The 16,034-nt window shown below is 42.9% G+C and carries 16 protein-coding genes; 10 read left to right on the top strand and 6 right to left on the bottom strand.

All coding sequences use genetic code 11. The features are described 5' to 3' along the window. The first annotated feature begins 8 nt into the window (after window positions 1–8). Entirely contained in the window at window positions 9–1,274 is a 1,266-nt protein-coding gene (locus tag G3T18_RS12540) for a DNA-processing protein DprA (protein WP_224410899.1), read from the top strand. A 56-nt stretch (window positions 1,275–1,330) separates the two neighbouring features. Here the strand turns inward: G3T18_RS12540 and G3T18_RS12535 are convergent, their stop codons facing one another. Next, a complete protein-coding gene (locus tag G3T18_RS12535) occupies window positions 1,331–2,782 on the bottom strand; it encodes an ankyrin repeat domain-containing protein (RefSeq protein WP_224410898.1) in 1,452 nt (483 codons plus the stop codon). A gap of 439 nt (window positions 2,783–3,221) precedes the next feature. Here G3T18_RS12535 and G3T18_RS12530 point away from each other — a divergent pair, with 439 nt between their 5' ends. Next, window positions 3,222–3,695 (top strand): DUF4079 domain-containing protein, encoded by a 474-nt coding sequence (locus tag G3T18_RS12530; RefSeq protein WP_224410897.1) that lies wholly within the window; start codon window positions 3,222–3,224, stop codon window positions 3,693–3,695. A gap of 113 nt (window positions 3,696–3,808) precedes the next feature. Here G3T18_RS12530 and G3T18_RS12525 read toward each other — a convergent pair whose 3' ends face one another. Then, complete coding sequence (locus G3T18_RS12525; protein WP_224410896.1) at window positions 3,809–4,516, bottom strand: DUF1997 domain-containing protein; 708 nt, start codon at window positions 4,514–4,516, stop codon at window positions 3,809–3,811. A 182-nt stretch (window positions 4,517–4,698) separates the two neighbouring features. On the opposite strand from G3T18_RS12525, the gene G3T18_RS12520 reads away from it, so the two are divergent. Both G3T18_RS12520 and G3T18_RS12515 read left to right on the top strand, forming a co-directional pair. Further along, on the top strand, window positions 4,699–5,358 hold the full coding sequence (locus G3T18_RS12520) for an SDR family oxidoreductase (RefSeq protein ID WP_224410895.1): 660 nt from the start codon (window positions 4,699–4,701) through the stop codon (window positions 5,356–5,358). A gap of 39 nt (window positions 5,359–5,397) precedes the next feature. Further along, window positions 5,398–6,045, top strand: coding sequence for a glycoside hydrolase family 24 protein (locus G3T18_RS12515; RefSeq protein ID WP_224410894.1), 648 nt, complete (start codon window positions 5,398–5,400; stop codon window positions 6,043–6,045). Window positions 6,046–6,225: 180 nt separating this feature from the next. On the opposite strand, the gene hetR is transcribed toward G3T18_RS12515, so the two are convergent. The 3 genes from hetR to G3T18_RS12500 all read right to left on the bottom strand — a co-directional run bounded on the left by hetR (window position 6,226) and on the right by G3T18_RS12500 (window position 9,880). After that, window positions 6,226–7,125, bottom strand: a complete 900-nt coding sequence (gene hetR / locus G3T18_RS12510; RefSeq protein ID WP_224410934.1) for a heterocyst differentiation master regulator HetR — start codon at window positions 7,123–7,125, stop codon at window positions 6,226–6,228. A gap of 328 nt (window positions 7,126–7,453) precedes the next feature. Further along, window positions 7,454–7,954 (bottom strand): hypothetical protein, encoded by a 501-nt coding sequence (locus G3T18_RS12505; protein WP_224410893.1) that lies wholly within the window; start codon window positions 7,952–7,954, stop codon window positions 7,454–7,456. 183 nt (window positions 7,955–8,137) lie between these two features. After that, window positions 8,138–9,880 (bottom strand): FAD-dependent oxidoreductase, encoded by a 1,743-nt coding sequence (locus G3T18_RS12500; RefSeq protein WP_224410892.1) that lies wholly within the window; start codon window positions 9,878–9,880, stop codon window positions 8,138–8,140. A 121-nt stretch (window positions 9,881–10,001) separates the two neighbouring features. Between G3T18_RS12500 and G3T18_RS12495 the strand changes: the two genes are divergently transcribed. After that, window positions 10,002–10,418, top strand: a complete 417-nt coding sequence (locus tag G3T18_RS12495; protein ID WP_224410891.1) for a DUF2294 domain-containing protein — start codon at window positions 10,002–10,004, stop codon at window positions 10,416–10,418. On the opposite strand, the gene G3T18_RS12490 is transcribed toward G3T18_RS12495, so the two are convergent. Further along, entirely contained in the window at window positions 10,393–10,848 is a 456-nt protein-coding gene (locus tag G3T18_RS12490; protein WP_224410890.1) for a response regulator, read from the bottom strand. The two genes, G3T18_RS12495 and G3T18_RS12490, sit on opposite strands and share 26 nt — an antisense overlap. A 463-nt stretch (window positions 10,849–11,311) precedes the next feature. Between G3T18_RS12490 and G3T18_RS12485 the strand changes: the two genes are divergently transcribed. From G3T18_RS12485 to G3T18_RS12465, 5 genes are all read left to right on the top strand, one after another. Beyond that, window positions 11,312–12,679: an NAD-dependent succinate-semialdehyde dehydrogenase gene (locus G3T18_RS12485; protein ID WP_224410889.1), complete on the top strand. Its 1,368-nt coding sequence runs from the start codon at window positions 11,312–11,314 to the stop codon at window positions 12,677–12,679. Then, window positions 12,642–13,004: a zinc ribbon domain-containing protein gene (locus tag G3T18_RS12480; RefSeq protein WP_224410888.1), complete on the top strand. Its 363-nt coding sequence runs from the start codon at window positions 12,642–12,644 to the stop codon at window positions 13,002–13,004. The genes G3T18_RS12485 and G3T18_RS12480 overlap by 38 nt, the downstream gene beginning before the upstream one ends. Before the next feature lie 134 nt (window positions 13,005–13,138). After that, window positions 13,139–14,791: an acetolactate synthase large subunit gene (locus G3T18_RS12475; protein WP_224410887.1), complete on the top strand. Its 1,653-nt coding sequence runs from the start codon at window positions 13,139–13,141 to the stop codon at window positions 14,789–14,791. A gap of 92 nt (window positions 14,792–14,883) precedes the next feature. Beyond that, a complete protein-coding gene (locus tag G3T18_RS12470; protein ID WP_224410886.1) occupies window positions 14,884–15,486 on the top strand; it encodes a tetratricopeptide repeat protein in 603 nt (200 codons plus the stop codon). A 102-nt stretch (window positions 15,487–15,588) separates the two neighbouring features. Continuing rightward, on the top strand, window positions 15,589–15,780 hold the full coding sequence (locus G3T18_RS12465; RefSeq protein WP_224410885.1) for a hypothetical protein: 192 nt from the start codon (window positions 15,589–15,591) through the stop codon (window positions 15,778–15,780). Window positions 15,781–16,034: the final 254 nt, after the last annotated feature.

Below are 16,034 nucleotides of genomic sequence, written 5' to 3'. Positions count from 1 at the left end.
AACGCCAAATGTTACAACCTGATACTCAAGTTATTCTCCTTCTCTGTGCTAGTTTTGGTCAAAACCGCCAAACTGAACCACAACCTTTGACATTGAGCGAGTATAATTCTGTTGCTGGTTGGCTACGAGAAAATCACCTGACTCCTAAAAATTTACTCGATCCAACTTGTAGTCAAAAACTCAAGGAAACTACTATTGGAAAACTTGATTCGGAGCGAATAATTGCGTTATTAAATCGCAGTTTCATGTTGAGTTTAGCAGTTGAGAAGTGGACAAATCAGGGATTATGGATCTTAGCACGTAGCGATCGCCATTATCCCAAATGTCTCAAACAGAAATTAAAACATTCTGCTCCAGCAATTCTCTATGGTGTTGGTAAGATTGAGCTACTTTCTCAAGGAGGATTAGCAATTGTCGGTTCGCGAGATGTGGATGCAGAGGGACTTTCCTATACGACAAATGTTGTCCAGACTTGCGTTGCTGAAGGCATACAGGTGGTTTCTGGGGGAGCGCGAGGGGTAGACCAAGCGGCGATGCTAGCAGCCTTAGAAGCCGGAGGAACGACAGTTGGTGTGCTAGCAGATAGCTTGAGTAAAGCGGCGGTTTCGAGTAAGTTTCGTTCGAGTATTCAAGAAGATAAATTAACTTTAATTTCTCCCTACGATCCTGATGCTGGTTTCAGTGTTGGTAACGCAATGGGACGCAATAAATATATTTATGCTTTAGCTAATTATGCTTTAGTTATTAGTTCTTTGGTAGAAAAAGGTGGTACTTGGGCTGGTGCAACAGAAGCGCTGAAAAAGATTAAAAATACTCCGGTTTTTGTGCGAATGCAAGGAGATGTACCAGCAGGAAATTATCAACTGATTAAGAATCAAGCAAAACCTTTTCCTGACTTTCCTTGGAATCAACCTTTGAAGGAAGTTTTGCAAGTTGCTGTTGCTGAGATTGAGGCTGAAGAAAATATTAGTCAGTCAGTCAGAAAAGCGACAGTTGAACCAACTCAAGTTGCAAGTAATATTACTTCTAATCCTAATTTTCAAATCACTCCCCAAAAATCTCGTCCTCAAAATATTTATGAAGCAGTTTTACCTTTTATTCTTGAGAAACTAGAGCAACCTTTAGATGATAAAACTCTGGCTGATTCTTTAGATGTACAGGTTGGACAAATGCGAATTTGGTTGAAGCAAGCTGTGGCTGAAGGTAAGGTTATTAAACATAATAAACCTGTCACTTATGAGCTTAATCGTCATCAAGATTTATTGCCTTTATAGTAATTATAGTAATAGTTTTTTTAGTAGCGGGCAAAGAAAAGCCCGCCTAAAAAATCTCACTCTTCAGCCCCGGCTTGTTTTAACAATCTCACGACTTGGGGATATTTGTTAAATTCGGCGATCGCGATCGCACTATATCCACCCTTATTTTTACTGTTGAGATCCACTTCTTTTCGCTTCAGCAACAATTCTACTGCTTTTATATAACCTCGATGACTCGCCCACATTAAAGCTGTTGCTCCTGCGTTATCCTTTAAGTTAACGTCCGCACCTGCGTCTAGCAACATTTCCATCACTTCTAAATTACCCCGATCTGCGGCTTTCATCAATAAGGTTTTTCCGTCAAACTGGGGAATATTAACATCTGCACCCGCAGCAAGTAAAATTTTGACTAGCTCTAGATCTCCCGTTGCAAATGCTAGAGTTAAAGGTGTTTCTCCACCATCGCCCACATTGACATCTGCACCGTGAAGCACTAAAGTTTTGACAATTGCCCTATTTCCTTGCAATGCCGCTACCCACAAGGGCGTATCCTTAATCTTGTTTCTCACGTTAACATCTGCACCTGCATTTAATAACGCCTCGACTACCTCCAAATGACCTTCCACTGTCGCAATGTGCAAAGCTGTATCGCCATCTTCATCTTGGCTATTGACATTTGTACCTTTTTGTAGTAAGAAATTAACTATCTCAACTTGTGCTGTGGCGGCTGCGGCAATGAGCGCGGTCGAGTAAAGTTTAGCACCAGCATCGATCAAGGCTTCCATCACATCCAAATGACCTCGATCGGCAGCAAGAGATAAAGCCGTTTCCCCATCTCGATCTTGAGCATTAACATCAGCACCAGCAAAAATTAACTTCTTGACTATGGTTAAATTCCCCAAAACAGCCGCTTGCATCAGGGGAGTTTGACTGTCAGGATCGGTAGAATTAATATTTGCCCCACCTGCAAGCAAAACCTCCAAACATTTAAGATAACTTTCGCCCACAGCGATCGCCAAACTCCCGATACCTGCATGAGGATCTGCACCTGCTGAGAGTAAAACCCGGACAATTTCCACCTTATTCGCCTGAACTGCTAAATTCAAGGCTGTATCTTCATCTCGATCCTGAATATTGACATCAGCCCCACCAGCAAGCAAAATTTCCACAACTTGCAGATAGCCTTTATAAGCAGCAATCATTAAAGCCGTACTACCATCATCATTTTTAGCATTAACATCCGCCCCAGCCGCCAGCAAAACCTCCACCAAATCGAAATTATTAGCAGCAGCAGCAACCATTAACGCCGTCAACTGGTAACGTTGACTTTGATAATTAACCTTCGCCCCCGAAGCCAACAGCGATCGCGCGATCTCAGTGTACCCTGCTTGGGCAGCATACATTAACGCCGTTGTCTCAGTAGAATCAACTGCATCGGGGTTTGCACCTCGGATGAGTTGATTTTTCACTTCATGAAGATTACCACTCCGGACAGCATTGAGCAGCAAAACATCCTGACTAGCCACGCCTATTCCCCTTCATACCAATTCTATTTCGAGATTACACCTCAAGGGGGTTTCAGTGACCAGTTATCAGTTATCAGTTTTCAGTTATCAGTTATCAGTTTTCAGTTTTCAGTTTTCAGTAGATATTAGAGACAAGAAGCAATTAGCGAATAAACTGGTAACTGTTCCCTGGTAACTGTTCCCTGGTAACTGTTCACTGGTAACTGTTCACTGGTAACTGTTCACTGGTAACTGTTCCCTGGTAACTGTTCACTGGTAACTGTTCACTGATAACTGTTCACTGGTCACTGTTCACTGATAACTGTTCCCTGGTAACTGTTCACTGGTAACTGTTCCCTGTTCGGGTGATAACTAAACCCAGTCCCCAATCCCTAATCCCCAGTCCCTTATGTTAAGTTAATTTTTATAAAGATACTTAATTTTCTTTGACGAGAAGGCGATGAACTTTGAAATTCCCGAATCAATTAAAGTCTGGTCCCAATTCCTTCACCCGTTCCTCATGTGGGTGTTGCTAGCGATCGCGCTGTATTCACTTTATCTCGGTTGGCAAATACGCCGCATCCGTACTGTAGAGGATAAAGAAGTCCGTAAAGAACTGGTTAAGAAAAACTACGGTCAAAAACATCATCAACTGGGTTCAGCTTTGCTAGCATTCATGGTGATTGGTGCGATCGCAGCGATGGGTGTCACTTACCTGAACAATGAAAAGCTGTTTTTTGGTTCTCATTTGCTGACAGGATTAGGTATGACAGCCTTAATTGCCACTTCTGCGTCTTTAGTACCTTTCATGCTTAAAGGTAATGAAGTAGCCCGTTATACCCATATCACCCTCAATATTGTCCTGTTAGGATTGTTTGGCTGGCAAGCAATTACGGGTATGCAAATTGTTTTCAAAATTGTTAGCGAAATGTAATTATTTCTGAATCGCGATTGGATTGAGAAAAGTAATGGCAGCATCTTGCTGCCTAATCCTCTTCTTTAACGGCAAAACACAGATTAACACTACCAGAGGGAAAAAAACTAAAATCACCCAATTTGACGAAATTGAAACTGAGAATCAGGTAAAGGGAGATTCAGGCGATCGTGAAAATCTTGTTGTACTTTTTGAGTTAAACGCGGGGAAATTTGGCGGACAATTTGAGCAAGCAGGCGATCGCCAGTTTTTTGAATCAAACCTCTAGGTAATTTATAAATAAACTTGGGAAAGCGAATTGCTACTTTTAAGTGTAACTGCCACTCTACTTGCGTCACCACCGATACTTGTTCTAAATTCGCCTTTTCTCGGTCTGCGAAATCTTTCTCAACCAAACTCATCGAGGCGTGATAATCAACATCGTACCCCGGAGGATGGTAATCAGGGACTGGCACTGTCCGCATTTTATAAACCATTTCCTGGGGAGGTAACATTTCTACCCCAATTTTCGGTTCAACTTCATAGCCAAAAGAACCAAAACGCCCGATAATTAAGGTATAGCCATTTTTCCCTAAAGGTTCTGCCTTCATTGGTTGGGCGCAACGGCAAAACCAACCTTCATGGGCATCGAGATATTCAGCAACAGTACCTGCATCGCTAAACATTTCCATCTCACCTTCAAAGTGAGTTTGAAAGTAAATTTGTTCTTGAGTTATTTCGGCTGCGGGATCGTTCAAATCTCGATCTGTGGGGATATATTCAGCATTAAGTAATAATTCGGAAGTTTCTAGCGGTTGATTGTCAACAAATTGATACTGCATAATTTACTCACTCTGGTTCTTGAAGTGCGTGCCATCCCGAAAGATTCCCACTCAGGTAGTTGATTTTTACCTGTCTGTTTTGCTATCCACAATAAAGAAGATGACAACTTTAAAATTAATACAATTGAAAAGTTAGCTTGATTCCTCGCTTGGACAGTAAACTTTAATTGAAGGAGATCGGTATGAAAGCATTTGTCGCAGGGGCTACAGGGCAAACGGGACGACGAATAGTTAAAGAGTTAGTTAGAAGGGAAATTCCGGTACGAGCTTTAGTGCGTAACTTAGAAAAAGGCAAACAAGTTTTACCAGCACAGGTAGAATTAGTAGTTGGGGATGTTCTCAAGCCAGAGACACTACTAAACGCGATCGCTGACTCGACTGTTTTACTTTGTGCGACAGGGGCTAGTCCCAGTCTCGATCCCACTGGTCCTTACCAAGTTGACTACCAAGGAACAAAAAATCTTGTTGATGCTGCCCAGACTAAGGGAATTCAACATTTTGTTTTTGTTTCCTCTTTATGTGTATCGAAAATTTTTCACCCTCTCAACCTCTTTTGGTTGATTCTTTATTGGAAAAAGCAAGCAGAAGAATATCTCCAAAATAGCGGTTTGACTTATACTATTGTTCGACCTGGTGGTCTTAAAAACGAAGATAACTCAGATCCAATTGTCATGTCATCCGCAGATACTCTGTTTGATGGCAGTATTCCCCGGACTAAAGTTGCTCGGGTTTGCGTAGAAGCGCTGTTGCAAACACCTGCACAGAATAAAATTGTTGAAATAGTAACTTCTGTGGAAGCACAATCGCGCTCCTGGGAAGAATTATTTACAAATGTTGCTTAGTCAAGCTTAAATTTCAGCAATTCTTAACCTATTCTTTTCATGCTGAAACAAAAATCAAAACAAAACTTTTTTCTTTTTAATTCGATCGCCTTAGCCAGTTTGCTGTTTTTAGTGTGGAATTTAGAGAGAAGGCAAATAAATTGGCTCGATCGCGGCAGCAGTCTCAAAGGAACTCAACCTTTGGTCATGCAAGGAGGCGATCCCTATCTTCGCGCCTTGATGCGAACAATTTCGGCTTCAGAAGCCAATGTTCCCCAACCTTACCGAGTTATTTACGGAGGAGAACAAGTTTGGGATCTCTCTCGTCATCCCAACCGTTGCGTGACCATCGTTACAGGACCCAATGCCGGAAACTGTTCTACCGCAGCCGGACGCTATCAGTTCCTCAATCGTACCTGGGATGAAAAAGCACAACGCTATCATCCCAGACCTTTTGGTTTTTGGATTTGGCAAGGATATAGTTTTGAACCCCAATATCAAGATGCAGTAGTTTATGCTTGGTTAAGCGATCGCCAAGCTTGGGGAGTTGATATCTCTCAATTATTACAACAAGGCAAAGTTACTCAAGTTTTGCGTCTGCTTTCAGGAACTTGGACGAGTTTAGGTTACGGAATCGAAACTAACTCCATGAGTTCTCGCTTACCACAAATTTATCAGCAAATACTGGCAGAAGAGTTAGGGAATTAGGGATTAGGGACTGGGGACTAGGGACTGGGGACTGGGAAGAGGGAGACAAGGGAGACAAGGAGGACAAGGGGGACAAGGGGGAATTAGGGAATAAACTGTTCACTGGTAACTGGTAACTGTTCACTGATAACTGCTAATCCCCAATCCCCAATCCCCAGTCCCCAATCACCAATCACCGCATCAATCTTCCTTAAAGCCAAAAGCCATCTGCAAAATCATCGTTTTACCCCCTCGTTGATGATAGCGATCTGCCCACTCACGAAGGATCTCATCGAGTTCTGCTTTCGCGCGATCGATATTTTCTGGCGGAATGTCTAACTCTTCTAACACCCGCATCACTGTCGGTTTTTTATCCGCCCAATCACGCATCATGCGAAAATATCGCGCTGTCTCCTCAATCATGACGTAAGTACGCTCCTCGCGATCGGCGGGAGAATAAGTCATGCGAGTAAGTGCGTAATAAGGTAATCCCGAACCATAATCGATTCTAATTACCGTTCCCGAATAAAGTAAGCGGCGCTTAATATGTTCGGCGAGAGCTTCTGAGAGAGCCATCCGACGTTCTTCTGGCAAATCTTCCTGAGAGCGAGCGTGCAGAAACTCGATCAATTCAGAAAATTGCAGCGAGTTAACCACTTGTGCGTCAGGTAAATTGGGCGGTAATTTTGACTCAATCTCGGCTTTTTCTTCCAAAGTAAGGCTAGTACCGCTCACACGCGATCGCCCCGGTATCCAAGGAAATTTTTCTTGCCACACATAAGGAAATTGCATCAAATAAGAGGGTTCTGAAGCCCCTAGCATTTTCAGCAGCTTTCCTTCTGCTAAAGCTTCTCTAACCTCAGCGATAATTGCTCTAACTCGCTTTGGCTCGATATGGTGCAGGTGTCCAGTCATGCGAGTATTCTCGCCCTGCTCCATATAAGTCATATAAATTGCACATTTAGCAGCCGTTGCTGCCGCGTCTAAGAAAGCCCCATGTCGATGTCCGCCAGTTCTCATTGCACTGAATGCGAGATACAACATGATCTGATCCATTGCACTGGGGCTAAGAGTTTTTATCAGATCCAGATCGCTGTTCATATCATTAGTAGTGACATTGCGGCGGGATGAATTATTCTCCGTAACCAACTGTTCTTTTTCTTTCAAGGGTGGGTTCTGCTTACTTGCATTATTGTTTTATCCAAGCACCCCGATAGTGATTTCTTATTTACAATTATAGAAACAAGATGGTAGCCTGAAAACCCATTCGGTGCAGAGCGATTGGTGAAATTTCCCCTTAAGTCAGGGAAATAGGCGGTTTCAGCCAAAAGATTATCTCCGCTCTCCGCTCGCCGCTAACCATCTGTCTAAAAAAAAACCCCCATTAAAGATGCTAGCTAGGGTGGTTAAAAGGTATGGGGGATTTTTTCTATAACGGAGATGAATTAGAGAGTCTGTTGAAAGGACAGTTATCTACAGATAGATTCTGCCGATAGCGTCCGCTTGCTCGTTCGCATTTCTCATTGTTTTCGGTACGGCTATTAATTTCTCTTCGTCCACTTGCTCGCGCTTGATTACCTGAGTTAGGTAATTTATCGCGTCCGCTTGCTCGTTCTTTGGTCTTAGGTTGGCTAAAACTGCCGGAAACGGGCAATTTGTCGCGTCCGCTTGCTCGTTCTTGCGTTTCTGTCTTCAGAACCAAATTTATTGTTTCTGATTCAGTTTTAGCTTCAATATAGGTGCGGCGATCGCATCCTGGAGTTCCGGGACATTTTGGTCTGATTGGATTTTTATCGCTTTCTTGGTTATTTTCTCCTAGAAAAGGGCTTGAAAGTCTGTTGCCGATCGAGTAAGCTTCGGTTACGCTGGGGTTGAAGGTAAGCCCAATTGATAGTAGACTCAACAAGGCAATTGATTTGTAGGCGTGCATAGCTTGTAGTCTGTCTGTGTCAGGTTTCTATTTCCTGATTCGGACTTGCTATGCGTTCATCAGGATAAATTTTCCTCAGAGGTTAATATCTCTTTGCCGATCGGTTGACAAAAAGGATTATTTATGATTAGCAAAAAGCAGCAAGCGATCGCGCGCGCGATCGCTTAAGGAATACTGTGGTTACTAGAGTCCGGAGATTTTCTCAACCACCAGCCAATCACCAGCCGGATTATAATTTCCCCACAGGGAAACTAATTTTCCTGAAGCCAAGGTTAAGAATTGTTTGTTTACCTCTGGGCGAAGAGTAACTAATTTCCAGGATCTGCCACGAACTTGTAGACGGTATTCGTGCTGATTATGTTGCACAAAAGTACCTCGATAGCGATCGCCAGTAACGATAGGTGATTCAAATTGAGTTAAATGTGGGCAATTCCCGTCGAGGGGATAAGCATCGGGATTATCTAAGTAAAAAAGCTGCCATTTTAACCAATCAGGATGTTCTGGCGGTAAATTAAACAAAGGAATAATTGCGGCGGGTGCAAAGCGCGATCGCAACAAAGCTTCTTGTAACTTTCTCACAGGTAATTCCTGGGGCTGACAATTAAATTTAACACAGAGGGCAGCTGCCATACCTGCGGCTTGTCCAATATTCATCACTACTGGTTGCAAACGAGTGCTACCATTAGCCAGATGAGAGACAGAAATATTTTTCTCAGCGACGAGTAAACCTTCCACCCTAGCTGGAACCAAACATCCATAAGGAATTGGAAAAGGAGTACCAGTTATGCGTCCCCCCCAAGGTAGAGATTTCGGTTGCAGAGGAAAATCTACCCCCGGATAATGATGATCGTTAGGATAATTACCGATCGCGATCGCGCTTACTTCTCCTGTAGCTGTCCAAGGTAAAGCCGCCACCCGTCCCCCAGCCACAGGCAAAATCTCGTTTTCTGTTAGCGTTACCATCCCCTGTAAGCGTCGGCTTTCGCGATAATAAGGATGCAAGGCAAAACCACTATCAGCCTGGGGAAAGACATTTTTCGCCAAACCATAGCGTCGTCCCAACTGGTTTTGCATAAAACGCGCAAAACTTTGACTGTAATCTTTAGCTTCTTGGAGAAACTCCTCTTTCGCTGCGTCAGAAGCTACTAAACGCCCCAAATTGACACCATAATCGTTACCCGAAATAGGCCAATTGAGCATCAATAAATCCCCTGGCAATCTTCCATAATCTAAAAACTTCTGCGCTCCGTAATTCTCCCATGCCCCAGCAAAAATTTCTGGGTTATCTTGAGAAGAAGCAGCAATTACAGGCGCTCGATCGTTTTCGCCATAGTCTTGCATCAAGACAACCCAAGTCGGTGCTTGTACTGGATAGCGAGAGGTTAATTCATTCAAACCAGTAGGGGCGCTGGGTTCGCCAAATTCACTTTGCCATTCCCAACCCCAACGGTAGTTACCAACCAAAGCCAATAAATCGCCTAACTCTGTAGCATCGATAATAATTTTCGCTCGAATATCCCAATCGGCAAAACGCACTCCTAGCACTTGGTTGCCTTGCTGGTAGACTTCCAAAGGCGTTTCCCCGCTAATCCAAGTCAAATTTGGTTGTTGGTTTACCCAATCGGCAAAAATTGCGGCTCCCACGCGGGGATCGTATGTAAACATACTTACCCAAGCGTTATCTAAACCTCCCTGCTGCCGATGCTGCAACTGCCGTAAATAAGCTCCCCAAAAGCCAGTTTGCCATGCTGCTAGTTCATTGCCATCAGGGGCGGCAACGCCAGCACTGCTAAGCATTCCCCCTAACCACACTTCTTCACTGACTAAAATGGTATTGATACCGCAATGGGCTGCTTGCAGGGCTGCGACTGTACCGCCCACTCCGCCGCCGACAACTAAAATTTCAGTGTTTTCTTGGGAAATCATGAAAAAGTTACTTTTTTGGCTCTGAAGAATGTATCTTTAATAATTATTCATTTTTTTCGAGTTGTTACTGCTAAAGTTCTCTAATTAGCTTATTTCTTCAAGATAGTTTTATTTCACACTTATGAATCAGCCTAACTCCCAATTGACTCGCGGACAATTAGAGCGCAAGTTATCGCAGCAAATCCAAGCCCTATATCGAGAGAGACTAGGACATCAGCCGAGTAAAGTTACTTGTCAACTTTTTGATGAGAAACTAGCGATCGTGATTGAAGATTCGATTACCACACCAGAAACTGTGCTAGCGGAAAATGGTAAATCTGAGCTAGCGAAACAAGTTCGTTCGGATTTGGCTGAGGCGATTCAACCGCATTTACGCCAACTAATCGAAGAAATTTTGTCGGTTCCGATACTGGATTTACTTTCTGATGCCAAAATAGAAACTGGTCGTACCGGAATGATTGCGGTTTTAGCCAAAACTCCTGCTGTACGCAATCCAGAATCAATTCCTAAAGTTAAGAAATCGGCTCTTTCCAATTAAGATAATGTTTGACTTTTGCTTCTATTTCATCAATCATGAAAGGTTTGCTGATATATTCGTTACAACCCGCAGCAAGAATTTTTTCTTTATCTTCTGGGGTTGCTAACGCTGTAACAGCAATTACGGGAATTTGCCTTGTTTTGGGGTTTTTTCGCAGTTGAGAAATTACTGCTACTCCGTCTAAATCTGGTAAAAGAATATCCAGCAAAATTAAATCTGGTTGATGGGTTTCGGCAAGTTGTAAAGCGGTTTGACCTTTGTTGGCTGTAATTAAAGAACAATTAAGCTGTTCGAGGACAAAAATTAATAATAGTAAATTGTCTTCATTATCATCTACTACTAAAATATGCGAATCGCAAGCAGTTTTAGGCAAGAAATTGCTTAATTCTGGGCGCGATTCCTGCTTGCAAGTTGTTGATAAATTGTTCATAATCTTGGTCAAGGAACTCCTTTTTATGTGTCTTTTCACTCCAGTTAGTTAGAGTGGACTTGGCACTCTCCAAGCGGCAGGTGATGGGCGCTTGTTGTTTCTGGTTCCTAAGTTATGTCTGAGTTATCTAGCTTTTGCTCTTTTTGAGGAAAAGACTAAACAAGTCGCACAGCGGTCTCACGCTGTTATTCATGCTAATTCACTTTGATGAAAATATCAAATCTATATTAAGAATATCTGTTTAAAGATGTCTTCAATGTTATTATAATCACATTTTGCTGGAAAGTGGAGAGAGAGATTTTTAATTGAAACCTATTTATTTGCTGAGATTAGATCGGATAAGTCCCAGAAATTTATTAGGGAAAAAAGTTGTTAAGCATTATATAATTACTAGGTTTTACTGGGAAATGAGGGGATAGACTGGAAAAATAGAGATAGCTTCTGCTGAGGGAGGGGGAAGTTAATGGCGATCGCCACAGTTAATCCGGTGACGGGAGAAATAGAGAAGACGTTTAAGCCGTTGACAAGTGAGGAAATTGAAGCGAAACTGGCTCGGGCGCAGTCGAGTTTTGAGTTGTATCGTCAGACGACGCTGGAACAACGCAGTGAATGGTTAAATAAGGTAGCAGAGATTTTAGAGCGCGATCGCCTCAGATATGGCAAAATTATGACGACGGAAATGGGTAAACCCTTAAAGTCGGCGATCGCGGAAGCAAATAAGTGCGCTTTGGTTTGTCGTTATTACGCTGAGAATGCGGCGGAGTTTTTAGCAGATAAGTCAGCTTCTACGGATGCTAGTCGTAGTTTTGTGCGCTATCAACCCCTCGGACTGATTTTAGCAGTTATGCCGTGGAATTTTCCCTTCTGGCAAGTATTTCGCTTTGCTGCACCAGCATTAATGGCTGGTAATGTGGGTTTACTCAAACACGCTTCAAATGTACCTCAATGTGCTTTGGCGATCGAAGACATTTTCCCAGAAGCAGGATTTCCTCAAGGGGCTTTCCAAACTTTATTAGTCGGTGCGGATCGAGTTGCCGAAATTATAGCAGACGATCGCGTCAAAGCAGCAACTTTAACTGGAAGTGAAGCAGCCGGTGCAAGTTTAGCGGCGGCAGCAGGTAAACAAATTAAGAAAACTGTTTTAGAATTAGGCGGTAGCGATCCGTTTATTGTCCTCGAAAGTGCGGATTTAACAGCAGCAGTGGAAACGGGTATGGCTGCGAGAATGCTGAATAATGGTCAATCTTGTATCGCTGCAAAAAGGTTTATTCTCGCTGATTCTATCGCTGATGAATTTGAAAAACAACTCAAAGCTAAATTTGCAGCCTTGCAAGTTGGCGATCCGATGGACGAGAATACAGATGTTGGTCCCTTAGCAACCCCAGGAATTTTACAAGATTTAGACGAACAAGTCCAAAAGACTGTTGACAAAGGTGCTAGGGTTGTGGTAGGAGGAAAACCATTTAGCGATCGCACCGGAAACTTCTATCCACCAACAATTATCGCCGATATTCCCCCAGGAACGCCCGCCGATCGAGAAGAATTTTTCGGACCAGTAGCCTTACTATTTCGCGTGCAAAATCTTGAAGAGGCGATCGCCTTAGCTAATTCTACCTCTTTGGGATTAGGAGCAAGTGCCTGGACTAACGACGAAACCGAACAAGAAATCCTCATCGACAAACTCGAAGCAGGTGCAGTTTTCATCAATGGGTTAGTAAAATCCGATCCGCGTCTACCCTTTGGTGGAATCAAGCGATCGGGTTATGGGCGAGAATTAAGCAGCGAAGGAATTCGTGAATTTGTCAATATTAAAACAGTTTGGGTCAAATAAGAACTATAAGGCTGAAAAGGAAGGAAAAATCTATCTGGAAATCAATCGTTTTTTTCCATCTAGTAAAACTTGTCACCTATGTTTGAATCAAGTTGATAGCCTACCTCTTAATATTCGGAGTTGGGAATGCTCCAATTGTCAGGCAAAGCATGATAGAGATATAAATGCTGCTGTTAATATTCGAGAGGTAGGCGTGCGTTTATTAGCGTTGGGAACCAGCGCTACTGCCCAAGGAGGCAATGTCAGACCAAAGCGGGGGCGTAAGTCATCTGTAGAGGCGGTTGCTGTTGAGTTGGGAAGCCCCGTCCCGTTGTGGGCGGGGTAGTTCACAAGCTACATTAGTAGAACAATACTAACTCAACTACCGCAGGAACGATCGCCAACCTTAATCAGTCTTGCGGAACAAAGGGAAACTCAACTAAAACTTAGCCACGCAAGCAATTGTGAGGGGAGAGAGCAATGGGGGAATTAAACACAGCAGAACTACTGGTAAAATGCCTAGAAAACGAAGGAGTCGAATACGTTTTTGGACTGCCAGGAGAAGAAAACCTACATATTTTAGAAGCCCTGAAGGATTCTTCAATTAAATTTATCACCACCCGTCACGAACAAGGTGCAGCCTTCATGGCTGACGTTTACGGGCGGTTAACCGGAAAAGCAGGAGTTTGTCTTTCCACACTCGGTCCGGGAGCAACAAATTTAATGACAGGGGTTGCCGATGCTAACCTTGATGGAGCGCCACTAGTAGCAATCACCGGACAAGTGGGAACCGATCGAATGCACATCGAATCTCATCAATATCTAGATTTAGTAGCAATGTTTGCCCCTGTCACCAAATGGAACACGCAAATTGTGCGACCTAGCAACACGCCAGAAATTGTCCGCAAAGCCTTTAAAATAGCTCAAAGTGAAAAACCAGGGGCAGTTCATATCGATTTACCAGAAAACATTGCCGCGATGCCCGTCGCAGGTAAAGCTTTAAATAAAGATACCAGAGAAAAAAGCTATGCTTCTTTCCGTAGCGTCAACGCTGCGGCTGTTGCCATTTCCAAAGCCAAAAATCCCTTAATTTTAGTCGGCAACGGCGCAATTCGGGCTAATGCTAGCGAAGCCTTAACCGAATTTGCCACAGCAATGAATATTCCCGTGGTAAATAGCTTTATGGGTAAAGGCGTAATTCCTTACACTCATCCCCTCTCCCTCTGGACAGTTGGACTACAACAGCGAGATCATATTAGTTGTGCCTTTGACCAAACCGATTTAGTTATTGCTGTCGGTTACGATTTAATTGAATATTCCCCGAAAAAGTGGAATCCAGAAGGCAAAATTCCCATTATTCACATCGGTGCAGCCCCAGCCGAGATAGATAGTAGTTACATTCCTTTAGCCGAAGTAGTTGGGGATATTTCCGACTCTCTCAACGAAATTGTCAAGCGGGCAGATCGAGAAGGCAAACCAACACCTGCCTTTGCTAACTTACGGATAGAATTGCGGGAAGATTACGAACATTATGCCAATGATGACGGTTTTCCGATTAAACCGCAAAAGCTGATTCACGACTTGCGGCAAGTAATGAGACCCGAAGATATTGTCATTTCCGATGTTGGCGCGCATAAAATGTGGATGGCACGTCATTACCACTGCGATCGCCCAAATACTTGCATTATCTCCAATGGTTTTGCCGCAATGGGAATTGCTATTCCTGGCGCATTAGCCGCTAAATTAGTCGATCCCAGTAAAAAAGTCGTCGCTGTTACCGGAGATGGCGGTTTTATGATGAATTGTCAGGAATTAGAAACCGCCCTGCGCGTTGGTACACCTTTTGTAACTTTGATTTTCAACGACAACGGTTATGGTTTAATTAGTTGGAAACAAATTAATCAATTTGGTCAATCAGCTTTCGTTGATTTCGGCAATCCTGACTTTGTTAAATTTGCCGAAAGTATGGGTTTAAAAGGATATCGAGTTGAATCTGCTTTTGACCTTATTCCTACTTTGAAAACTGCTTTGGAACAAGATGTTCCCACAGTGATTGATTGTCCGGTAGATTATCGAGAAAATCTTCGTTTCTCGCAAAAAGCAGGAGATTTGAGTTGTAAACTTTGGGAATAGTTTTCTCGGACTAGAAATCAATTATTCAATTTAAGACTACAAAAGTATTCCTGGCTTTTGTAGTCTTCTTTACGGAAAAAGAATCGTTTTTTATGCAATCTGAACTTGAAAATTCTCACCAACTTGTCCGCGCTTATCCTAACTATCCGCGAGTTTACATTCGTCGTGGCATGGAATACTTTAAATTAGCTAAAATTCAAGAAGCTATTGAAGATTTCGATCGCGCCGAAAATCTCGACCCCAGCATTACTCCTTATCTTTGGCAACGAGGACTAGCTTATTACTATGTGAATCGATTTGCGGATGGTGCAAAACAATTTGAAATCGATCTAAAAGTTAACTCAAATGACGTAGAAGAAACGGTCTGGCGCTATCTTTGTTTGGCGCGTCTTAAAGGCGTTTCCGAAGCGCAAAATTGTTTATTAGAAGTTAAATACGATCGCCGACTGGTAATGCGTTCAGTTTACAAATTTTATGCCGGACAATGTACAGAAGATGCTGTGTTGATGGCTGGGAAAAAACAAGGTACATCGGGAATATTTTACAGTTATCTTTATCTAGGATTGTACTATGAAGTAGCAGGAGATGAAGAACGCGCCCGTGCCTATATTGTCAAAGCAGTTGATGATTACAAAATTAATGATTTTATGTGGAATGTAGCCTGGGTGCATCGAACTTTGCGTGACTGGAATTAAATTTTTTTGGGGGCAAGCCCGCCTGATTGCCCCGACAATAGTAATATTGTGGTATGCTCACAGATTAGTCACGCTATGGAATTTGAATGAGATCAAAGAGAAATGGAAGATAAACTTCGTCCTGAATACGATTTACGAAGTTTGCGCGTCCGAAAACTCGGATCTGAACGAAAAAATTTTGGGAGAAAAATAATTTATTTAGAGACAGATGTTGCCGAGGTATTTCCCGATTCAAAGTCAGTTAATGAAGCACTTCGTTACTTGATAAAAATTACCCAAGAAAATCAGACCTAACTTTTATATCCAAATTACGAATCAGGGACATCCAAAATATTTACTTGTGTTAGTAAATTACGTTCGTTGACACGCTCGGAACGATTTATCTTTGACTGCTCCCCTCCCTCCGCGTTGCTAAAGGGAGGGGATTCTTAAGCCATCCAAAAATGGACTCTTAAAGGCGTAGTCAAAGCGCCCCTACTGACTCCTTTGAGAGAAAATTTCAAAGTTGCCGCTACTTTTTTGAGGATGTTAGCCGCACCGTTGCAGTC

The sequence above is a fragment of the Oscillatoria salina IIICB1 genome, assembly GCF_020144665.1.
Classification (GTDB): Bacteria; Cyanobacteriota; Cyanobacteriia; order Cyanobacteriales; family SIO1D9; genus IIICB1.
Note: the sequence above shows the minus strand (reverse complement) of the source record. Positions and strands in the feature narration are given on the sequence as shown.